This window comes from Streptomyces sp. NPDC050704 (assembly GCF_040654355.1).
Classification (GTDB): domain Bacteria; phylum Actinomycetota; class Actinomycetes; order Streptomycetales; family Streptomycetaceae; genus Streptomyces.
The window spans coordinates 1-18669 of record NZ_JBFAHW010000086.1 but is presented as its reverse complement, the minus strand read 5'-3'; the positions used below and the strand labels follow the sequence as shown (position 1 = coordinate 18669).

At 68.4% G+C, this 18669-nt stretch carries 15 protein-coding genes and 1 pseudogene; 6 read left to right on the top strand and 10 right to left on the bottom strand.

Annotated features, from left to right (window positions below; genetic code table 11):
* Positions 1 to 155: 155 nt before the first annotated feature.
* The gene (locus AB0I18_RS36730; RefSeq protein ID WP_363110033.1) at positions 156 to 1142 is read left to right on the top strand and encodes a catalase family protein; all 987 of its coding nucleotides are present in this window, start codon (positions 156 to 158) and stop codon (positions 1140 to 1142) included.
* A 640-nt stretch (positions 1143 to 1782) separates the two neighbouring features.
* On the opposite strand, the gene AB0I18_RS36725 is transcribed toward AB0I18_RS36730, so the two are convergent.
* The 3 genes from AB0I18_RS36725 to AB0I18_RS36715 all read right to left on the bottom strand — a co-directional run bounded on the left by AB0I18_RS36725 (position 1783) and on the right by AB0I18_RS36715 (position 4174).
* Positions 1783 to 2163, bottom strand: a complete 381-nt coding sequence (locus AB0I18_RS36725) for a RidA family protein (protein WP_363110032.1) — start codon at positions 2161 to 2163, stop codon at positions 1783 to 1785.
* Between the two features lie 347 nt (positions 2164 to 2510).
* The gene (locus tag AB0I18_RS36720; RefSeq protein ID WP_363110031.1) at positions 2511 to 3323 is read right to left on the bottom strand and encodes an LLM class flavin-dependent oxidoreductase; all 813 of its coding nucleotides are present in this window, start codon (positions 3321 to 3323) and stop codon (positions 2511 to 2513) included.
* Positions 3320 to 4174, bottom strand: coding sequence for an alpha/beta fold hydrolase (locus AB0I18_RS36715; protein ID WP_363110030.1), 855 nt, complete (start codon positions 4172 to 4174; stop codon positions 3320 to 3322). Before AB0I18_RS36715 ends, AB0I18_RS36720 begins: the two co-directional genes overlap by 4 nt.
* A 71-nt stretch (positions 4175 to 4245) precedes the next feature.
* Here AB0I18_RS36715 and AB0I18_RS36710 point away from each other — a divergent pair, with 71 nt between their 5' ends.
* Positions 4246 to 5175, top strand: a complete 930-nt coding sequence (locus AB0I18_RS36710) for a LysR family transcriptional regulator (RefSeq protein WP_363110029.1) — start codon at positions 4246 to 4248, stop codon at positions 5173 to 5175.
* 302 nt (positions 5176 to 5477) lie between these two features.
* Here AB0I18_RS36710 and AB0I18_RS36705 read toward each other — a convergent pair whose 3' ends face one another.
* Positions 5478 to 7067: a phosphodiester glycosidase family protein gene (locus tag AB0I18_RS36705; protein ID WP_363110028.1), complete on the bottom strand. Its 1590-nt coding sequence runs from the start codon at positions 7065 to 7067 to the stop codon at positions 5478 to 5480.
* An 812-nt stretch (positions 7068 to 7879) separates the two neighbouring features.
* Between AB0I18_RS36705 and AB0I18_RS36700 the strand changes: the two genes are divergently transcribed.
* Complete coding sequence (locus AB0I18_RS36700; RefSeq protein ID WP_363110027.1) at positions 7880 to 8893, top strand: helix-turn-helix domain-containing protein; 1014 nt, start codon at positions 7880 to 7882, stop codon at positions 8891 to 8893.
* A gap of 147 nt (positions 8894 to 9040) precedes the next feature.
* On the opposite strand, the pseudogene AB0I18_RS36695 reads toward AB0I18_RS36700, so the two are convergent.
* Positions 9041 to 9351 (bottom strand): annotated as a pseudogene (locus AB0I18_RS36695) (IS5/IS1182 family transposase); the annotation flags it as partial.
* A gap of 423 nt (positions 9352 to 9774) precedes the next feature.
* Between AB0I18_RS36695 and AB0I18_RS36690 the strand changes: the two are divergent.
* Positions 9775 to 11073 carry a DNA/RNA non-specific endonuclease gene (locus AB0I18_RS36690; protein WP_363110026.1) on the top strand — a complete coding sequence of 433 codons (1299 nt, stop codon included), beginning with the start codon at positions 9775 to 9777 and terminating at the stop codon, positions 11071 to 11073.
* A gap of 52 nt (positions 11074 to 11125) precedes the next feature.
* Positions 11126 to 12091: a hypothetical protein gene (locus tag AB0I18_RS36685; protein WP_363110053.1), complete on the top strand. Its 966-nt coding sequence runs from the start codon at positions 11126 to 11128 to the stop codon at positions 12089 to 12091.
* Positions 12092 to 12377: 286 nt separating this feature from the next.
* Here the strand turns inward: AB0I18_RS36685 and AB0I18_RS36680 are convergent, their stop codons facing one another.
* Positions 12378 to 13178 carry an alpha/beta hydrolase gene (locus tag AB0I18_RS36680; RefSeq protein ID WP_363110052.1) on the bottom strand — a complete coding sequence of 267 codons (801 nt, stop codon included), beginning with the start codon at positions 13176 to 13178 and terminating at the stop codon, positions 12378 to 12380.
* Between the two features lie 297 nt (positions 13179 to 13475).
* Positions 13476 to 14051: a CGNR zinc finger domain-containing protein gene (locus AB0I18_RS36675; protein ID WP_363110024.1), complete on the bottom strand. Its 576-nt coding sequence runs from the start codon at positions 14049 to 14051 to the stop codon at positions 13476 to 13478.
* Between the two features lie 103 nt (positions 14052 to 14154).
* On the opposite strand from AB0I18_RS36675, the gene AB0I18_RS36670 reads away from it, so the two are divergent.
* Positions 14155 to 15327 carry an epoxide hydrolase family protein gene (locus AB0I18_RS36670; RefSeq protein WP_363110023.1) on the top strand — a complete coding sequence of 391 codons (1173 nt, stop codon included), beginning with the start codon at positions 14155 to 14157 and terminating at the stop codon, positions 15325 to 15327.
* Between the two features lie 269 nt (positions 15328 to 15596).
* Here AB0I18_RS36670 and AB0I18_RS36665 read toward each other — a convergent pair whose 3' ends face one another.
* The 3 genes from AB0I18_RS36665 to AB0I18_RS36655 form a co-directional block, all read right to left on the bottom strand.
* Complete coding sequence (locus tag AB0I18_RS36665) at positions 15597 to 16061, bottom strand: hypothetical protein (RefSeq protein WP_363110022.1); 465 nt, start codon at positions 16059 to 16061, stop codon at positions 15597 to 15599.
* Positions 16062 to 16240: 179 nt separating this feature from the next.
* Positions 16241 to 17266, bottom strand: a complete 1026-nt coding sequence (locus AB0I18_RS36660; protein WP_363110021.1) for a hypothetical protein — start codon at positions 17264 to 17266, stop codon at positions 16241 to 16243.
* A gap of 115 nt (positions 17267 to 17381) precedes the next feature.
* Positions 17382 to 18521, bottom strand: a complete 1140-nt coding sequence (locus tag AB0I18_RS36655) for a hypothetical protein (protein WP_363110020.1) — start codon at positions 18519 to 18521, stop codon at positions 17382 to 17384.
* Positions 18522 to 18669 lie beyond the last annotated feature (148 nt).

Genomic DNA, 18669 nt, shown 5'->3' with positions numbered 1-18669 from the left:
GGGTTGGTCGAGTCATGCCATCACGGTTCATTCCTTACGCTCCGGGCGTTGACGTACCTGTTGATCCTCAGTTCGACGAGAACCTCCGGACGGTGATCGCGAAGTCGGAGCAGTACATCACCGAATCGGTTACGGCCGAAGGCAATGGCCTTGCAGTGCGCGACGCACATGCCAAGGGTTACGGACTGGTCAGGGGCGAGGTCGAGATTCTCGACCAGCTGCCCGCTGAGTACGCGCAGGGCATCTACGCCACACCAGGACGACATGACGCGCTCATGCGCTTCTCCAACGCCTCACCGCATGCCGGAGCCGACAAGCAGCTCGGCAGCGCGACCGGATTGGCACTCAAGATCTTCGACATCGACGGCCCGACTCTCCTGGAGGACGAGCCCGATACCCGCACCTTCGACTACGCCCTCGTCAACGCGCCGATCTTCTTCTGCAACACCGTGGAGCACTACCTGTTCATCCAGCAGCTCGCCCTCGAACTACCGGCCTATTTCGCCCAAGGTGCGCCCGGTCGGCATCGCTTCTACCGCGACTTCGTGACCGGGAAGGGCACCCTGAGCGAGGACGAGTGGGCATGGGACGAGTTCCTGGCCTTTCTTAAGGCGTCACAGCGGCCCTCAGTGCCCCTCCTGCTGTCGACCCACTGGACGATAGGCGCGGTCCGACACGGTGACTACATCGCCAAGGTGCGTATCGCCCCCGACCCCGCCTCCGCCGATGCAGTGGTCCAGCGCACCATGGACCTGGAATCGGCGGCGGCGGAGGTCTTCCGGCCGGCCTTGGTGGCAGAGCTCCAGGACCGGCCCTACGCGTTCGACATCCAAGTCCAACTGTGCGCCGACGTGGATCGGATGCCCGTCGAGGACCTTACCGTCGAGTGGCCCGAGCAGTTGTCCCCGTTCGTCACGGTCGCCAAGCTGCGCCTCCCACGGCAGGACATCTCGGGGGACGACAACCTCAAGAGGATGGACGCGCTCTCCTTCAACCCGTGGCGGGTGACAGACGCTCACGCGCCGCTGGGCGACATCATGCGGGCACGCAAGGAGGTCTACCGCCACTCCTCCGTCCTGCGCCACCGGCTCAACCATCAAGAGCGCCAGGAGCCGCGCAGCGCAGACGAAGTTCTGCCGTAGACGACGCACCGCGCCGCTGCTCCTACAACCCGGCGAACCTTCCCGGTCAGAGCACTACCCAGGTTGAACTCGTGGACCCCGAGGGGGTGTGACGGTTCGTGATCCCTGCGGTACGGCGGGTTCATGCGGTACGCGCGGAGGGGCGGGTACACGTCCGCCGAGCAGGAACGGAGTGAGCGACTGCGGCTGAAAGCTGCCGGGTTGTTCGAACCGGGCGAGAGTGCCGGTGCGGTCGCGGCCGGGTTACGGTCACCTCGCGCACGGTGCGGCAGTGGCGCCGACGGTGGCGCGAGGGCGGGGCGCAAGCCCTGCGTTCCAAAGGGCCGGTGTCGCCCGAGCGCCTGTCGGCGCGGCAGTTCGCGCGCCTGGAAATGGACAACGGCCTTAACCTCCCCACCCGGCATGGCATCGCGCCATCCAGAGTCAAGCCCTTCACAGCATTCGGAGTGGGGCCAGATCAGTCGTTCACAACACACCGGGAAGATCGCCTATCGGGGCCAGAAAGCGTTTAGACGGGCCACAAGAGTCGTTCGAAGCCAAACGTCGGCTGCTCCAACACGAGGCCTCGACACCCGAGGTCGGCGGCAGGCAGGGACAGATGACACACCACGTTCGGAGCGGCACCCAGCGTGCGAGTCGCTCAGTCTGTGACGGCCACCATGGCAATCGACACCAGGATCCCTGGCCGGTCGACACCCAGCTTGCTCACACAGCGCGGCGGTCGCACGTCGGGGAAGAACTCGTCGAAGACCTCGATGATGCCGTCGGCGTCTTCGGGTCGCATGAGCAAGGTGTGGACCATGACGGCGTCGCTCAGCTCGGCGCCACCGGCGCGCAGGATCGCCTGGCAGTTGAGCAACGACTGGCGGGTCTGCTGCTGGATCGTGGGTCCTGCCAGCTCACCGGTCGTCACGTCGACTCCCACCGTTCCCGCAACGTAGACCGTGTTTCCGACCTTGACCGCCTGGCTGTAGCTGGGGTATTCCGGCGCCTCGGGGGTGGAGATGATTTCTCGGGGCATCGCATGGGCTCCTGCCTGGAAGGTTTCTGCTCGCCGTGTACAGATCGACCTTGGACTTCGGTGGCACCACTGCCCCCTGACCGTGCAGGGCACTTGGATGCTCCCACGCAAGTCCTGAGGCGTTGTCAGAAAGCGCAGACATCACCTGTCGTGAAAATCCTGCGCTCTTCACACTGAGCGCCAGGTACTCGCGGATTCCGCCTACACAACCAGCCCTTGCTGCTGCATTCCTCGTACCCGGCGACGAAGAGCGGTCAGAGTAGGGGGAGTTGGCCTGTCTTCCAGTCTGCCGGGCATACCGGGGCAATGCCGGAACCGACGGGAGGCCGGCCCATCCGATCGCCTCCTTACGCCGCGGGGCCGTCGCGGAGTACGCCGCGCACGGTGTCGAGTCGTACACCCGGGTCGAACTCCTGCAGGCACCACGTCGCGCCGGCTCTCGCGTACGGCTCGGGAGTGACACCTGGCGGCAGGGCGACGGCGATGTCGTACGAGGCCATCTCGCCATGACGCAGTTCGGTGAGGGTGTCGACGACCTCGGCGAGCTGGTCAGGGTGCTCGAGATTGGCCGGGAAGAAGCCGTCGAGCCGGGCGGCCCGGCGGATCGGCTTGACGTTGCCCGGGAATCCGGCGGCCCACACCGGCACGCCGGGTCGCTGAACCGGCCGCGGCAGGAACGTGATGTCGTCGACGGTGTAGTGCTCGCCGCGATGGCGCACCGGCTCGCCCGACCAGGCGGCGGCCAGGATCGTCAAGGACTCGTCGAGCATCTGCCCGCGCCGCCGGTCGTCGAGCTGCTCGCCGGTCTTGGACAGCTCGCCGGCGAACCGGTCGCTGCCGAGGCCGACGCCGAGGGTGAGGCGGCCGTCGCTGAGCCGATCCAGCGTGGCGGTCTCACGCGCGACCTTGGCGGGCCGTCGACGGGCAAGCACCGACACCATCGGGCCGAGCCGCAGCCCCTCGGTCGCGGTGGCGATCGCCGCCAGCGCGATCCACGGGTCGGCGACCTGTCGGACCGGCGCCCGCCAGCACAGCTGATCCCACACGAAACAGCCGTCCCACCCGGCTTCCTCCGCGTCGGCGGCGAGACGCGCGACCACCCGCGGGTCGGCGAGGTCGTCGAAGAGCGGCAGCCACAGTGCCGACCGCAGCCGGTTCATGGGCGGCCTCCTTCCGTGTGCCCCACCAGAGCCGACACGAAGTCGTCCCACACCGGACTCGGCAGGTCATGTCCGGCCCCTTTGAGGACCAGCAGCTGTGCGCCGGGGATCGCGTCGCGCAGCGCCTCGCCGTGCGGTGGCGGCAGGAGCGGGTCGTGGTCGCCGTGGACCACGAGCGTCGGCGCCGTGATGTCGCCGAAGCCGCCTCGGGCCGGCTCGTCGAACTCGATGGCGTAGTGATTGACCAGAGTTGACGAGTAGTTCCGGGCGCGCGCCACGTCACGTTCGACCAGCGTCCGGATCGCGGCCTCGTCGAAGTACGGCGAGCCTCCGGCGTACGCCCTCGCGCCGGCGACCACGTACTCGGCGACCGCGGCCGTGTCGGAGGAATCCGGCTCGGCCGGCATGGCCAGGGAGCTCGACGGTGGCGGCAGGTCATCGGCCCCGGTCGAACTCGAGACGAATGTCAGCGACGCGACCCGATCGGGATGGTCCACTCCGAGGATGAGTCCGATCCCGCCGAACATCGACTGACAGACCACATGGGCGCGCTCGATGCCCAGGGCGTCCTGGATGCCGAGCACGTCCAGGGTCAGGTCGGTGAACGAGTACGCCGGACGTCCGGGCGGGTAGCAGATCGAGCGGCCGGTGTCCCGATGGTCGTAGCGGACCACGAACCGGCCGCGGGTGGCGATCTGTTCGCACAGGTCGCTGTCCCACCACAGCATCGAGGCGGCCGATCCGGCGACCAGCATGATCGCCGGGGCCGTGCGGTCTCCGAAGGTCTCGGTACACAGCTCGACGCCGTTGATCTTGAGGAGTTGCTCTCCGTGTGATTGCTGAGAGGTCATGTCTGGCAGGCTAAAGCCCAGACTTCATCGTGAAAAGCGATGAATTCCGATCGATTCGATCGCTCATGGCAATGTACTTGGCTACGCTGAAACACGTGAACAACGTCGAGCTGCGCCACCTGGCGGCGCTGGCCGCCATCGCTGAGGAGGGCTCGTTCGGCCGGGCGGCCGCCCGTCTCGGGTACACCCAGTCGACGGTCAGCCAGCAGATCGCCGCGCTGGAGAGGGCTGTCGACGGTCCGCTGTTCGACCGACCGGGCGGTCCCAAGGCAGTACGGCTCACCCCACTCGGCTCCGTGGTCCTGGGCCAGGGCCGCGAACTGCTGGCGAAGGCAGCGGCATTGGCCGACGCCGTGGACCGGTTCAAAGCGGGAGACGGCCGCATCGACATCGGCACGTTCCAGAGCGTGTCCAACGTGATCCTGCCCTCGGTCGTACGCCGACTGCGAGACGAGCACCCCGGCTGCGACATCAGGTTGTCCGAGGAAGAGCCGGAGCAGCCGCGGATCGGTGACCTTGACCTGCTGTTCTACGACGGCCGCCTCGACGGCGACGTCGAGCACCGCAAGCTGCTCGACGATCCGTACCTGCTGGTGGCAGGCGCCGGCACCTTCCCCGACGGCCCGGTACCGCTGGCGGGGCTCGACGGCGCACCGATGGTGGCCTGGCCGCTGACCTGCGACCAGCCCTTGATGGAGCAGGCCCTCGCCCGCAGCGGCGCCCGCCCGCAGGTCGTGTTCCGCAGCGCGGTCAACGACACCCTGTTGTCGATGGTGCGAGCCGGCTTGGGATCGGCGGTGCTGCCCTGGCTCGCCATCCGCGGTGCCGGTGTCCCGTCCGACGACAGGCTCCGCGTTCACGAGCTACGGCCGTCCCTGCCACCACGGGAGATCTACCTGCACTGGCGGGCCGGGCATACCCACTCACCACTTGCCGGCCGGGCCATCGAGATCGCCGTCGAGGTCGCGGCCGAGCTGGCGCCGCCGCCGGCCAGTGCTTGACGCATGCCGGTTTCCCTCGCCTGGGCGCTGTTCACCTCCACCTCCCGCGCTTGAACATCCGAGCCAGCAGCCTGCAAGAGCGATCTGAGCTGTGTGTTGCCGAACCGCACGCTCGCGGTGCCCCGGAGAAACAGCGGCGACTTCGACTGCTCCGGCAAGGACGTCGTACGCGATTGCGTGACCCGGGCCCTGCTCACCCACGACCAGGTCCAGCAGTACGCCCTGCCCGCGACCGCAGGCAAGCGCGACGACCCGAGTCGGCCGGCCTCAGAAGACCTGACAGCCTGTCTGCCACCCGGCCGTCAGCGGGTGAGCAGCAACGCGTCGCCCACCGCCCGTTCGGTGCCGTCCGACGGCGAGTTGATCACCTTGCCGTTCACCACCGTGGTGACCGAACCACCGCCGTCAAGAGCCATGGCGCGCACCGCACCCAGCGACTTCATCAGCTCCGCCCCTTCGCCCAGCCCGAATCCGTCACTGTGGCCGGGCTGGCGGCCGTCCGCGGCGACCAGGAGCACACGGCCGCGTCGGTCGACGCCCAGGAGCATGCGCGGGTTGCGCTTGATGCCCCAGGTGTACGCGAAGGACGGGTCGCCGATCCGCTCGATGCCGTCGGCTCCGTAGTTTACCGCGACCTTTCCGTCGCGCACCAGCTCGGGGCCGCCGTTGACGATGTCGTCCCGCGGGCCGAGTTCGAGCTCGCGGCCGCGCTCGTCCAGGATCCGCTGCCGCACCTTCAGCTCGCTGCCCGGCGTTGCGTGCGTACGCAGCCAGGAGGCTCCTGTGCCGACGCCGGCCAGGACACTGCCGCCATCCGGCACGGCACCGCCGCGCGACCGAACCTCCCGCACCCGGCCGCTCGCGTCGAGCACTGCCTCAATGCCGTCACCAGCCGGGGTGCTCGCGCCCAACTCGTCGGTGAATTCGACGATCTCGTCGGGATCGATGCAGGTCACATCGTGCTGCGGCCGCTCGGTGGGGGAGTCGCCGCCGACACCACCGCAGTTGCGGATCAGGCCAGGAACGCGGTTGACGCCATCCACGATCGCGGACGCCCCGCCCGCTCGGACGCTGAGCTCCGTGCGGAGTTTCTTGAACTCCGGGTGCAGACCGTCGCCACGCAGCACCGCCGCGATCCGGCCGTTGGTCGCCGCGCTCTGCAGCTCCCCATCGTACGCGGCAATGCCGGCCGAGGCGCCCGGTACGCCGTCCTTGCCCTCCATGACGAAGAACCCCGCGTTGACGCCGAGCAGGGTGTCGTCGCCGACGGCCATGTCGCTCACCTTCTCCCGGCCGGCGACACCCATGCCGTACGTGGCCTTCAGGGCACCGCCGTAGCGCTTCGGGTCGATGATCGCCACCTTGACCTGGGCAAGACCGGTGCCGGGCACACCGTCTGCGCCGGTCCACTCGCTGACCGCGTCGAACCCCGCGGCCGCGAGGGCCTGACGCCGCGCGTCGGCCTCGGTCCGGCCGGCGTACTCGCCCACCCGGACTCGTACGCCGACCAGCCCACTGCGGTCCGAACCCCGCGGCCATTCGACCGGCTCACTACGAGCACTGAACCCGGCGTCACGCAGCCGCTCCGCCAGCGTCTCCGCGCCCTGCTCGGTGGCGAGGTGAGCGCCGTTGGCACGCACCGTGACCGTCCAGTGGTCCGCGCCGGGACGGCCCGAGATCCTCCCCTGGTACAGGTCGACGCCGGAGGCGAGGCGATCGTGCTGCCAGCCGGCGATCGGCCGAGGGACGGCGGTCGTCGAAGCGGCGGCCGCGGTGGTTGCGGTGTTGTCGTACTGGTCGACGACAAGGCCAGGAGAGACAAGTCCCGCCGCGGCGACGGCAACCACCGACGCCTTCACGGCAACTCTGAACGGACGGTGTGCGAGGGCCACAGGCACTCCTAGGTCGCGGACGAGCATCGCGTGCACAGCTGACTGCCCACATGACACGGTTTCGGAACGCGCGTTCATGCGTGGCAAGGGCAACTCCTGCGCAGGCAACGCGAGTTCCCGAGCGGCGATTGAACCCACGAGTGAATACCAGAAATCCGGCCGGTGAACTCGCCTCACGCCAACCATGGGCAAGTTCGTGTTCATGGATGGATTTCCCCCTGCCAGCGCTCAGTTCATTTCCCGGACCTGTTCTCGGCCATCGCGTTGAGGTGGTGTGCGTGGTGAGGAGTGCATCCGGTGGGGCGCCGAAACCAGGCGGCGGGGTGCGGACCCGTGTGCGTGTGACAGGCGTGGCTTGGCCCGGGCGGAGGTCCGTGACCGGCAGGCCGTGCTCGGCGCGCAGGCGCTCCGGCCGCTCCGCCCGGCCAAGCTCATCCAGGGCAGCGTAGGTGGGGTGCTTCGGGCCGTCGCGCGTAAAGCGCCGCAGCATCTGCTCGGCCTCGGCCGTACCCAGGCGCGGCGCGCGTCGGGCCCGGACGCGGCGAGATGGGCGGCGAGTTGGAGGGGTCCGCCGGCTTCTGGTTGAGCCCGTCGTGAGGTCGTCTGCTCACCGATTCATCGGGTGTACGGCTCCGTTGGCCGTGAATGACGGTGCGGTCAGCGACGCCCACCGCCGGAGCCGCGGTGCTGATCCTGGCGGGCGTGTGCAGACGGTACGAGAGGGCCGTCGGCCGATCTCGAACTCTCCACGTGGACCCGCCCGTTCCCTGTGATTGACTGCGGCGATGTTGCATGAGTCGGTATTCCGCACCATGGATCTGCCCAGGGGGGACCGGTTCGAGGCGTGGACGCAGCAAGTGGGCCGGACGCACGCTCCGCTGCAGCTGTCCAGTGAGCGCGCGGCGAACTACCGGGGACACCAGCGCCTGATCGGGCTCGGTGAGGTGACGGTGTGGCCGGCGACCTTCGACTCCCTGATCTTCCGCCGGACACCGAAGCTCGTCCGCCAGTCCGATCCCGAGGTCTACCACCTCTCCCTGCTGGTCAGTGGCGAGGCAGGGGCTACCTGGGGCAGGCAGGAGGCCACGTACCGGAACAGTGACATCCACATCAACAGCTCGTCCCGCTCGTACGAGATAGTCACTGGCTCCGAACCGGTGACCATCGTCGGCGTCGAGATGCCCCGGGCGCTGGTGGCGCTGCCGGCCGGCCAGGCAGAGCAGGTGGTCGGGCGCCAGATGTCGGGTCGTGAGAGAGTTGGTGCGCTGCTGGCGCAGTTCCTTCTCCAGTTCGTCTCGGACATCGGCCCTTACCAGCCGCAGGACGCACCCCGGCTGGGAACCGTCGTCGCCGATCTGGTCACCGCCGTCTTCGCCCACACCCTGGACGACGACCTCCTGATGCCTGCGGAGACCCACCGACGGACGCTGGTCCTGCGGATCAAGGCGTTCATCCGCCGGCATCTGGCAGACCCGGAACTGACACCCGCCCGGATCGCCGCCGCGCACGACATCTCGCGCAGCCACCTGTACCGCCTTTTCCAGGCCGAGGGCGTCAGTGTGGCCGCGTACATCCGTGACCAACGTCTGGAGAACGCCAGGCGCGATCTCGCCGACCCGGCCCTGCGCGCGATGCCGATCCATGCCGTCGCCGCCCGCTGGGGTTTTCCCCGTCAGGCCGACTTCACGCGAGCGTTCCGTACCGTCTATGGGATCCCGCCGAGCGACCTTCGCCGAGCAGGCGCCGTCGGCGGTTTCGGGGGGGCCATGGATTGTGCGCGAACTGACTATTTCGGCATGAGGTGCGGAGGCGACTCAAGACGCTGATGCGGTAGCCGAGTTCGACCTGGACGGCCTCGCCGAAGGCAGGCGTCCCTCGTGTCCGCCGTCTCCACCCTCACCACAGGGCCGATCCAGCGCTTCGGCCATGGGCGCGGCTGCTCTGAGTGGTCACGATGGCTTGGTAGGCGGTGTTCATCTCGGCCGGTTCGGCTGGAGGGTGTCGCGCCAGGCGGGACTCGGTGTGGTGAGGCGGCGGGTCATGTTCGCGTTGGAGGCCCAGTGGACGCGCGAGGCGTAGGTGTCGGGCCGGTGGTCGTACTCGCGGGCCAGTCGGCGGTGCAGCGGCAACGTGCCGTTGGCCTGCTCCGCGATCCACCTTTTCGGCTGCGGGACGAAGCCTTGCTCTGGTCGTCGGGGTTGCGGCGGACGATTTCGACGTCGATACCGGCCAGGGCGCCGTGGATGACGACGTGGTCTTTGAAGCCTTGGTCCACCAGCCCCTGTGGACTGCCGCTTTCAGAATGCGCAGCCCTCAGTCAGCACCCGCCCATCTCGGTCAATTCCCTTATGCACCAGTGGGGTTGACAGTGCATGAGATGGCGTCGGCGCGTTCTGATACGCGCAGGGAGCACGTGAAGGTGTTGTGTGCCGGCGGCCGAGACACGCGTATATTCCGCCCTTCGTGAAGGTGGCGTTCCGTCCGGGTCGTCGGACCTTCACCGGGGCGACGCCACCTCTATCATATCGGCACTTATGCCCCCTGGCGTCATTGAGTCGCCGACCCTGCACATGCCAAAACAGGCACCTTGTCGCGTCCATGACTCGGTGCCTAGCGTGTCCCCACCGTCAGACCAGACGCAGTGGGGGACACGCGCCTTTCGGTGGCCCTCCACACCCATGGCCGCGACCGGAAGGTAGGGAAGAACGTGCAGCGAAGAAGAGAGTTAACCCGGGTCCGCCCGCTGGCCGCGGTGATCGCCGTGGCAGCCGCGCTCGCGATGGCGCTCGGCGGCACCTCGTCGGCGGCCGCGGCACCGGCGGACTCCGGCAGCCGCACCGGCTCCGCATCCGCATCCGCCGGCGCCACCGACACCGCCCGGAAGGGCGCCGACCGCACCGCCAAGGCCACCATGCGCGAGGTGCCGGTGGAGAAGCTGGTCACCCGCACCCCGGACAGCAAGGGCAACCTCAAGGTCCTGCTGGAGAACGGGAAGACTGCTCAGATCCCCGCCTCCGCCAAGGACCGGGTCACCAAGGCCCTGGCCGCACACGACGCAGACGACGACGTCAGCACCAAGGGAACCGTCTACGGCAACTGCGGCAGCTCCTACGTCACCCTCCACCAGAAGTCCAACGACTACCCGGTCCGCATGCGCACCGGATTCGATCTGAACCAGTCGGCCGTCGCCTACGCTTGGGTCGCCGCCCTCACCGGTCCCGACTTCGCCGACTCCTACACGAGCACTGGCAGCCTGTTCTTCCAGCGAAGCTGGGACGGCGAGTACAACAGCGACGACGACGAGTCCGAGGGCTGGTACTTCGCCGCGGTGGCCCCCGCCTCCAACGCCGTGCTGTGGAACGGCAACGTCTGCACCAGCGGCGGCCCGACCGAACTCGAGTACCTCACCGAGCCCAAGGCCGCCTGCCTGGAGAACGTGCCCTCCGGCACCGAGTCCGCGGGCGACGGCTGGATCCGCAACACCAGCGTCGGCGTCGACCACCGCAACAAGACCACCACCCCGCCGGACGGCCCCGGCCAGCGCGCCTCCGCAGCCACCGCCTGCCTGACGCAGACCGGCGGCGGCAACGCGGCCCGCGGCGACATCACCGGCTGGCGCGACGCCCAGATCTTCCGGGACGCCAACGCCCCCGGAGCCGGCCTGGCCCGCTGCCACCTGATCGCCAACATCCTCGGCGGCAAGGGCCAGTCCGCCCGCCATCAGCAGACGAACCTCGTGCCCTGCTTCCAGGTCGGCATGAACACCGGCGCCGGCAGCATGCGCACCTACGAGTCCATCGTCCAGGCCGCGGTGGACAACGATCTGGGCCGCAACGACGCCGTCTCCTACAGCGTGACGCCGCTTTATCGGGACGATACGAGCACCATCCCGTCCTCGGTCATCATGAGCGCCACGCTCCAGCGCGCCGACGGCAGCTCGCGGTCGCTGTTCTGGTTCCGCATCGTGGGGAACACCGGCCCGGGTGGCGTTAACCTCGGAAACTGATCCGGAGCAAGGCGAGCAACGCGTCAGAAGGGAGCCGGACATGGGAACCACCCTGCACCGCACCACCCCGCCGCGGCCGTACGACGCCGCAGCGGTCGTCCCCGACCTGGCTCCCCTGGCGCGCACGGCGACCCGGCTGCACCCGCGGCCCGGGTCGCCCACCCCGCGCGACAGCTCGATCGGCGGGCCGCTGCTGTGGCCCGCCGACGAGCCCTGGCCCCACTGCGAGGGCCCGCATGAGCCGGACGGTCGCCACATCCCGACGCCCGACGACGTCCGCGTGCTGCGCCGTCTGCGCGCGGCCGCGGCCGGGCGCGCGCTCACCCCGCAGGAGCAGGACCAGCGCGAACGCGCGCGGGCGGGCCGCGCATGGCCCGAGCCGGGCGAGCCGGTGGCGATGCTTCCGGTGGCGCAGCTGTACACCGCCGAGGTCCCCGACCTGCACCCGCCGCACGGCGCCGACCTGCTGCAGCTCTTGTGGTGCCCCTTCGACCACCCCGGCCAGGCCGAACCCGCTACCCGCCTGCACTGGCGCACCGCCGACGCGATCGCCAAGCCGCTGCAGGAGCCCGCCCCGCAGCCCCCCGCCGTCCAGTACGAGGGCTGCCTCCCCGAACCTTGCCTCCTCGCCCCCGAGCAGGTCACCGAGTACCCCGACCCCATGGAACTGGAGCCCGACCTCGCCGCCCGCCTCGAGGACCCCGACACCTGGGACGGCGACGAGCTCGCCTACCTCAACGACCTCTCCTACGCCCCCGGTTCGAAGGCCGGCGGCTGGCCCGCCTGGGGCCTGACCGACCCCGAACCCGTCCCCTGCCCCGCCTGCGAGGCGCGGATGACCCCGCTCCTCACTCTCGCCTCCACCGAGTGGACCGATGAGTCCGCCTCCTGGACCCCCCTCGAAGACCACGGGTCATCGCCCACCCCCGCAATGCTTCAGGTAGCCGACGCCGCCACCCTCCAGCTGTACGCCTGCCCCACCGACCCGCACCACCCCCACCAGGCCCGGGTGCAGTAACCGCCGACCCCATCCCTCAGCCGCGCCCCTCAGCCGCCCTCGCGCGGGAAGTCCGCCGCCCCCAGCACCAGCCCGACCGGGGTGTCCGCCCCTCCCGACGGCGACGGCGAGCGACATAGGCCCGCACCATCTGATATGAGATCGAGGAAGATCGGGCTTATGGGTGCCAACCAAAACAAAGCGCAGAAAGAAGGGCCCGACGGAACTCTACGACGCCTCCCGTGCCATCGATGAGTTCATGGCCGCAGCCAGCGCCTTCGGTTGAGTCATTGTCAGAATTCGTGGGTCAGGTGAGGTCTTCGAGGAATCCCAGAAGCATGCTGTGAAGTGCTTCGGGCTGTTCGAGATGCAGGTCGTGGCCGGTGCCGGGGACGCTCATCGCCCGTGTTTCAGGCCGTTGCTCGAGCATCGCGTCGATGTCCGATTCGGAGATGAAGCTCGACTGGGCGAGCACGACCAAAGCGGGGCAGGTGACGTGCCGCCAGGCGGGCCGGAACGAGCGTTGGGCGTTGTCCGCCAGTGAGGCGACCATCACGTCACGGTCTATGCGTGGATGCCATCCGTCATCGCGTTCTTCCAGCCCCGCCGCCCAGCCTTCGCCCACCGGTCCGCCGCCGAAGAAGGCGACCGCTGCTTGGCGGGAGGGAAACGGGATCGGCCATGAGCCGAGCCAGGTGCCGATGTCCTTGGGAGTCTGGGGATTCGGGTCGCCGGGTGCGGCTTCGATGAGGACGAGCGCGCGGACCAGTTCGGGGTGGGCGGCGGCAGTGAGCATCGCCGTGTGACCGCCCAGCGACTGGCCGACCAGAACAGGCCGTTCCAGCTCCAGTTGATCAATGACAGCCGCGATGTCGGCCACGTAGGCCGAGCGCGAGACGTCGTGTGGATAACGGTCGCTGGCGCCGTGCCCGCGCTGATCGACCGCGACCACCCGAAACCGGCGGGTCAAAAGTCGTGCCGGCACGTCCCATTCGCCCGCGTGGCCGGCCAGCCCGTGCAGCAGTACAACAGGGTGTCCCAATCCGCCCCAGTCGCGACAGACCAGCCGGACGCCGTCGCGCACGACCATGCGTTCCGACCACAACACTTCAGCCAACCTGGTGTGCCTCCAGACACGCTCGTCAACCCCGATCGCGGTGACCAGGACACCCCCAGCCTCGCGGCGCCGTTACCTTCGAGGTGTCCTGCCGTCACGTCCTCTCACACGAGTCGCACTGATAGCGGCGTACCGCACCAGCAGCGTCCACGGGTCCGGTTCGGCGAAGACGGGAGCCGATGAACGTCGCCGATCAGTAAACGTAGACGTACCGATTGAGGACGTTGATCGAACGCGACAGATGTGTCGCAGGTGCGCGGGGCCCACTGGGATGTACCGAGGTATCGATCACTTCGCTGATTTGGGGTTTTTGCGCTGGTTGGCATTGAAGCGCGCCTTCTTCTGACGATTCCCGCACGTGTTCATGTCGCACCATTTGCGGGTGCGACTCTGGCTGGTGTCGAAGAAGGCGGCTTGGCAGGTTGGAGATGCACACAAGGCCAGTTTTCCGTCTCGTTCGCCTGCGACGATGCTGATCGCGTCGGCGGCGATCACGCTGAGGGCATCTTCCACGCAGGAAGCCGAGCTGAGCCGCCATTGCCGCTCACCCTCGGGCGTCAGGATCGCCGCGGCCCGACCCTGAGTGCTGCGGTCATTGATGACTTGGACAGCAGACGCGGGGAGAGCTTCCTGGATCGCGGCCGCTGTCGCGGCGGCGTGAATCGACTCCCTCAGTTCCCGAGCGAGGTCGAGCTGGGCGGTGGTGCAGGAGTCCACGGCGAGGCCGTTCACTGCCAGCCAGTCGACGAGTCGGTGCGGCGTGGGAATGCGCTCCACAGCGTCGCCATGACGCTCCGACAGAGTCCCCGTGAAGCTGGTCGCCAGCACGTTGCCGAGGCGGAAGTCAGGGAACCCAGTACGCATGGAACCACCTTAGCTGGTTGCGTGCTGACACGAAGGCTTGGTAGAACCGTCTTAGCCGGTTCGCGAAAGGTCGTAGCCGGTTCCGCGACGGCCAGGAGGTCTCATGCCCCGTCTCACCGGCGACGTGCAAGCATTTGAAGCCCACGCGACTGACGCCGACCTCGACGATCTGCGCGCGCGACTGGCCGCAGTGCGGCTGCCGGAGGCCGAGACGGTCTATGGCGCCGCGCCCGGCCCTCGCCGATGGGAACAGGGCGTTCCTCTCGCCGACCTCGTCGATGTCGTGAACTACTGGCGCACCGGGTACGACTGGCGGTCGTTCGAAGCGCGCCTCAACCGGATCGGCCAGTTCCGCACGACCATCGATGATCTGGGAATCCACTTCCTGCACCGCCGATCCGCGCGCGCAGATGCCACTCCTCTGATCTTGACGCACGGCTGGCCAGGCAGCATTGCTGAGTTCATCGATGTAGTGGACGAACTCGCAGATCCGAAGGATGCGGACGCGCCGGCGTTCCACGTCGTGGTCCCGTCGCTGCCAGGCTTTGGTTACAGCGACAAGCCGGCCATCACCGGGTGGGGAACCGAGAAGATCGCGGCGGCATGGGTGGAACTGATGGGAAGGCTCGGCTACCGCAAGTTCGCCGCCCACGGCGGCGACTGGGGAGGTGTGATCACCACGGTCCTCGGCGGCAGGTTCCCGGCGCACGTTCTCGGCATCCACACGACGCTCGCGCAGGCACCACCCGGGTTGACGACAGACGGGCTGACGGCGGTCGAGCGCAAGTGGACCGAGGAAACCCGCGATTTCTGGCGCCACCGCGCGGCGTACGCGAAGCAGCAGGCGACCCGACCGCAGACCATCGGCTACTCGCTCGTCGACTCGCCGGTCGGGCTTCTTGCCTGGATCCTTGACAAGTTCGCCGAGTGGTCAGACACCGAAGACAGCCCGTTCGAGACGATTTCCAAAGACAGGGTTCTTGACGACGTCACCCTGTATTGGCTGACGCGGACCGGCGCATCGGCGGCCCGCATTTACTACGAAAGCCACAACTCGCTTGATCCCGAACTTCGGGTCGACGTCCCGTCAGCAGTCACTATGTATCCCCGCGACATCGAGAAGTGTCCGCGACCCTGGGCACAGGAGCGGTACCGACAGATCCTCCGATGGAGGTCCCCCGAAAGCGGGGGGCATTTCCCGTCGCTGGAGGTTCCCGAGTATTTCGTCAAAGATCTGCAAGAGGGCCTCGCGGCAGTGCTGGCCGCTGATCGGTGAACGCGGCTGGGTGCCGGCACTCGATCACCGCCTGATCCGGCTCGAGGCGTTGCCCGACGGCTTCTGGACCGAGTTCATGGAGCCACCACCTACGACGATGCTCCTCCATCCATGCGCCCCCGGGCAGCCGCCTCTCGGGGCGACCAGGGCGGGCGGCTGTTCCATGAGCGCTCCACGAATACTTCCTGGCGCCATGTCTGGTGAGGGCGGGCGGCGGGAGCCAGTGCTCCCCGCCGCCGCACCCCGCCTGCCCGGATGGGCGACCGTGCCTACGCCCGGATGTCTATGGGGCCGGTGCATGCTTCAGGCCCGGCGGACTTCCCCAGGCAGCCGTAGAGGTCCAGAGAGGTCCCTTCGGCGAGGTTTCCGGTGTTCCACCCGGTGTAGTACGGGTAGGCGTGTCCGTATGTCGAAACCGTGCGCTCGGTGCCGTTCGTGCTCGGCCATCTGGTCACCCCTCTGATGCCGTTCCCGTCGGCCGCGCCGTCATACGCCCGCAGCGCGTCTCCGGGGGTGCCGAAGCTGTCCGGGTCCGCGTTCCAGTTCACGTATCCGGCATAGTCGCCGTTGAGGTAGAGGTATATGGTCGCCGACTTGTTGCCGTCATAGTGGCTCACCGTGTAAGTGACGTTGAAAGCCGCGCTGGCGGTGCCCGCGCCGACGCTGAGGGAGACGCCGACCATCATGGTGGTCGCAGCCAGCAGGGTGGCGACCCGGTTCCTCATCTTGGCCATCAGAAGCCCTTCCCTAGCGGAAATGATCGAAGCGTAAGGATGTCGGGCCGTCTTCCCGATGTCGTTGGCACTCCGTCCACACTTCCTTAGCAATGCGTCTCAAGGTGTCCTGTGGCAGGCCGTGTGCGGCACCGCCCCGCCGTCGGGTCGCGCTGGCCAGGATCATCCGCCAGTCCAGCTCAACGGGAGTTCACCATGGTGTACCGGTGGGTGAGCACCTCGGGTTTGCCGGTGGGGGTCAGTGTCGCGAGGGCCTGGCCCTGGTATTCGTCGGTGATCAGGGGGCGCTGCTCGCTGTTGTAGAGCGCTTCCGTTTTGCCGGGGATGATGGTGCCGCCGTTCATGAACCGCTTGTGGAGGTATTCGATGGTGTAGGCGCTGGGGAAGAGGGCGAGGACGCCGCCGTCGTTCAGGCGCAGTGCGTACACCTTGGGGTGGGCGGGCTTGTCGTCGAAGTGCTTGACCGTGGCGAAGTCGGCCTCTTTGGCGTTGGTGCGGTCCGTGTAGCGCTTGGTGAACTCCTTGGTGGCCTGGGTGGGGGCCAGGTGCCGGCCGTTCTTCTTGCCGCCGGTCTCGGCCAGGTCCTCGAAGGCGTCGGCGAGTTGGTTCGGGGTGAGCGTTCCCACGCGCTTGGCCGGGTCGACGGCCGTGGCGAGTCCGCGGTCGACGGCGATCTGGGGGAGCGGGGTTTTGGCGTCCGGGTACACGGCGGCGACCATCTTGAAGCGGCCGTCGACCTTGTCGAAGATCAGGAGGCCGGGTGACTTGGTTTCGCTGACTGTCGCGGTGACCGCGAACCAGCTCTGGCCGGCGTCCGGGATGTAGTACTTCCGGGCGGTGTAGTACAGGGGCGTGGCGTACTCCGTCTGGTCGGCCTTCGACCAGGTTGTGATCTGCTTGTAGTCGGCCAGGGACTGCTCATGGACCTGGCCTGCTTCTACCGTGCCCAGGAGCTTTTCGCCCCGGCTGCCCCGGATCTTGTTGGCCTCGTTGTTGGCCTTCTGGAACGCGTCCACGGCGGCGGCCGCCTCGGCGGCGGTGACGACACCCTTCTTCGGGGCGGGGCGCGCGGCGGCACGGTCGGTCCCGGGCTCGTTGGTGCCGGCACTGCACCCGCTGAGGGCGACGGCCGCGATCACGCTGAGCGAGAGCAGCGCGGTAGGGCGTCGGCGCGTGGTGGGGGAGGGGCGGGAGGGGGACATCATTGCTGTGCTTCTCCTGAGGCGTGATGTGCAGGTGAGGGGGCTGAGTTGGTTCCGGGGTCTGCTGGTGCTCCCGTTGGCCCGGGGCGCCAGGGGCGCAGACATCGATGGCACATGGTCACAACGCACTGACCGGGCTGGACGTGTTGCGTGAAATGCGTGCGGTGACCTGCTCGCCGATGCGGCCGAGCCGCACGTCGCACTCCGCGCTGTCGGCTCCGGTGACGACCCAGTGCGCGAGGCGGTCTTCGGTGTCGCTGAGTGGCGGTCCCAGTACGGTGTTTCCGGTCTGCTGGGTCCAGGCGAAGCGGTCCAGCCAGGGCTGCGCGGTGAACGCGGCAGGTGCTTTGCGCCGGACCAGACGGCCGGTGGCGTCCGGGTAGAGGAACCGGATGGCACAGGCTCGTTCCCGGGTGGGGGAGAGGTCGGGGACGGCGCCGGTGGCCAGTGCGGCCGCCGCACGGGCGAGGTTGATGCCGGTGGCGCGGTCGACCAGGAGCGGAATGAGGTCGTCGGCGGGGCCTGCACTCACCTGCAGGAGGCGGGGACCGCGCGGGGTCAGCCGCACCTGTGCGTGTACGACGCCGATCGTCAGACCGAGCGCGGTGACCGCCTGGGCGACCAGTCGGGTGAGTGCGGCGTCGTGGAGCAGCTCATCGTAGGCATCGACGCTGTAGCCGAGAGGGCTGGAGGCGAGGGCCGGCCTGGCGTCGACGCGGGTGACGGCGATCGTCCGCACGTCATCGGGCGAAACGATCACCACCTCGACGCCGACGGTCGGGCCGAACTGTTCGACCGTCACCATGTGCGGTGCGGCCGTGTTGTCCTCGCACATGGTCCGGAACTCGGCCCGGACCTCGTCGGTACTGTCTGCCCGCGCACGATCGCCGGTATCGGCTGCTTTCAGGGCGACGGGAAAGCGCAGTTGTTGTGCCACGGTGACGGCGCCGGCCTCGTCGCCGACCGTGTGGGACTGCGCCGAGGGGACGCCGTGGTCCTCCAGCAGGCAGTGGGCCCTGGCCGGGTCCTGGCAGGCCGTCACGGCCGCGGGCGCGTTGCCGGGCAGACCGAGGTGCTGCGCGAGTCCGGCGACGGGGCCGGCACGGCGGGGGTCGTAGGCGACGAGCCCGCTGACGGGGTGCTCGTCGGTGAACTCCGCCACCGCTGCGATCACTTCGCCAACGTCGGAGAGCCCGGCGGTGACCTCGCCTTCCAGATAGGGGCGGGCCCAGGCAGGTACGGCGTGGTCCACCAGCACCACCGGGTGGGTGGCGGCGATCTGCAGGAGGCTGTGCGCGTGGTACTCGCGGTCGCCGGCACCCAGGAGCCGGCGAGAAGGGCGGTGCCGGGGTCGTCATGTGGACCGCGGACACCATCCGGCCCGGCGGCCTGCGCGTGGTGATCAG

Coding starts and splice junctions, on each gene's coding strand:
- AB0I18_RS36725 (WP_363110032.1), bottom strand. CDS start 2,163: ATGCCCCGAGAAATCATCTCCACCCCCGAGGCGCCGGAATACCCCAGC.
- AB0I18_RS36720 (WP_363110031.1), bottom strand. CDS start 3,323: ATGAACCGGCTGCGGTCGGCACTGTGGCTGCCGCTCTTCGACGACCTC.
- AB0I18_RS36715 (WP_363110030.1), bottom strand. CDS start 4,174: ATGACCTCTCAGCAATCACACGGAGAGCAACTCCTCAAGATCAACGGC.
- AB0I18_RS36710 (WP_363110029.1), top strand. CDS start 4,246: ATGTACTTGGCTACGCTGAAACACGTGAACAACGTCGAGCTGCGCCAC.
- AB0I18_RS36700 (WP_363110027.1), top strand. CDS start 7,880: ATGGATCTGCCCAGGGGGGACCGGTTCGAGGCGTGGACGCAGCAAGTG.
- AB0I18_RS36675 (WP_363110024.1), bottom strand. CDS start 14,051: ATGCGTACTGGGTTCCCTGACTTCCGCCTCGGCAACGTGCTGGCGACC.
- AB0I18_RS36670 (WP_363110023.1), top strand. CDS start 14,155: ATGCCCCGTCTCACCGGCGACGTGCAAGCATTTGAAGCCCACGCGACT.
- AB0I18_RS36665 (WP_363110022.1), bottom strand. CDS start 16,061: ATGGCCAAGATGAGGAACCGGGTCGCCACCCTGCTGGCTGCGACCACC.
- AB0I18_RS36660 (WP_363110021.1), bottom strand. CDS start 17,266: ATGATGTCCCCCTCCCGCCCCTCCCCCACCACGCGCCGACGCCCTACC.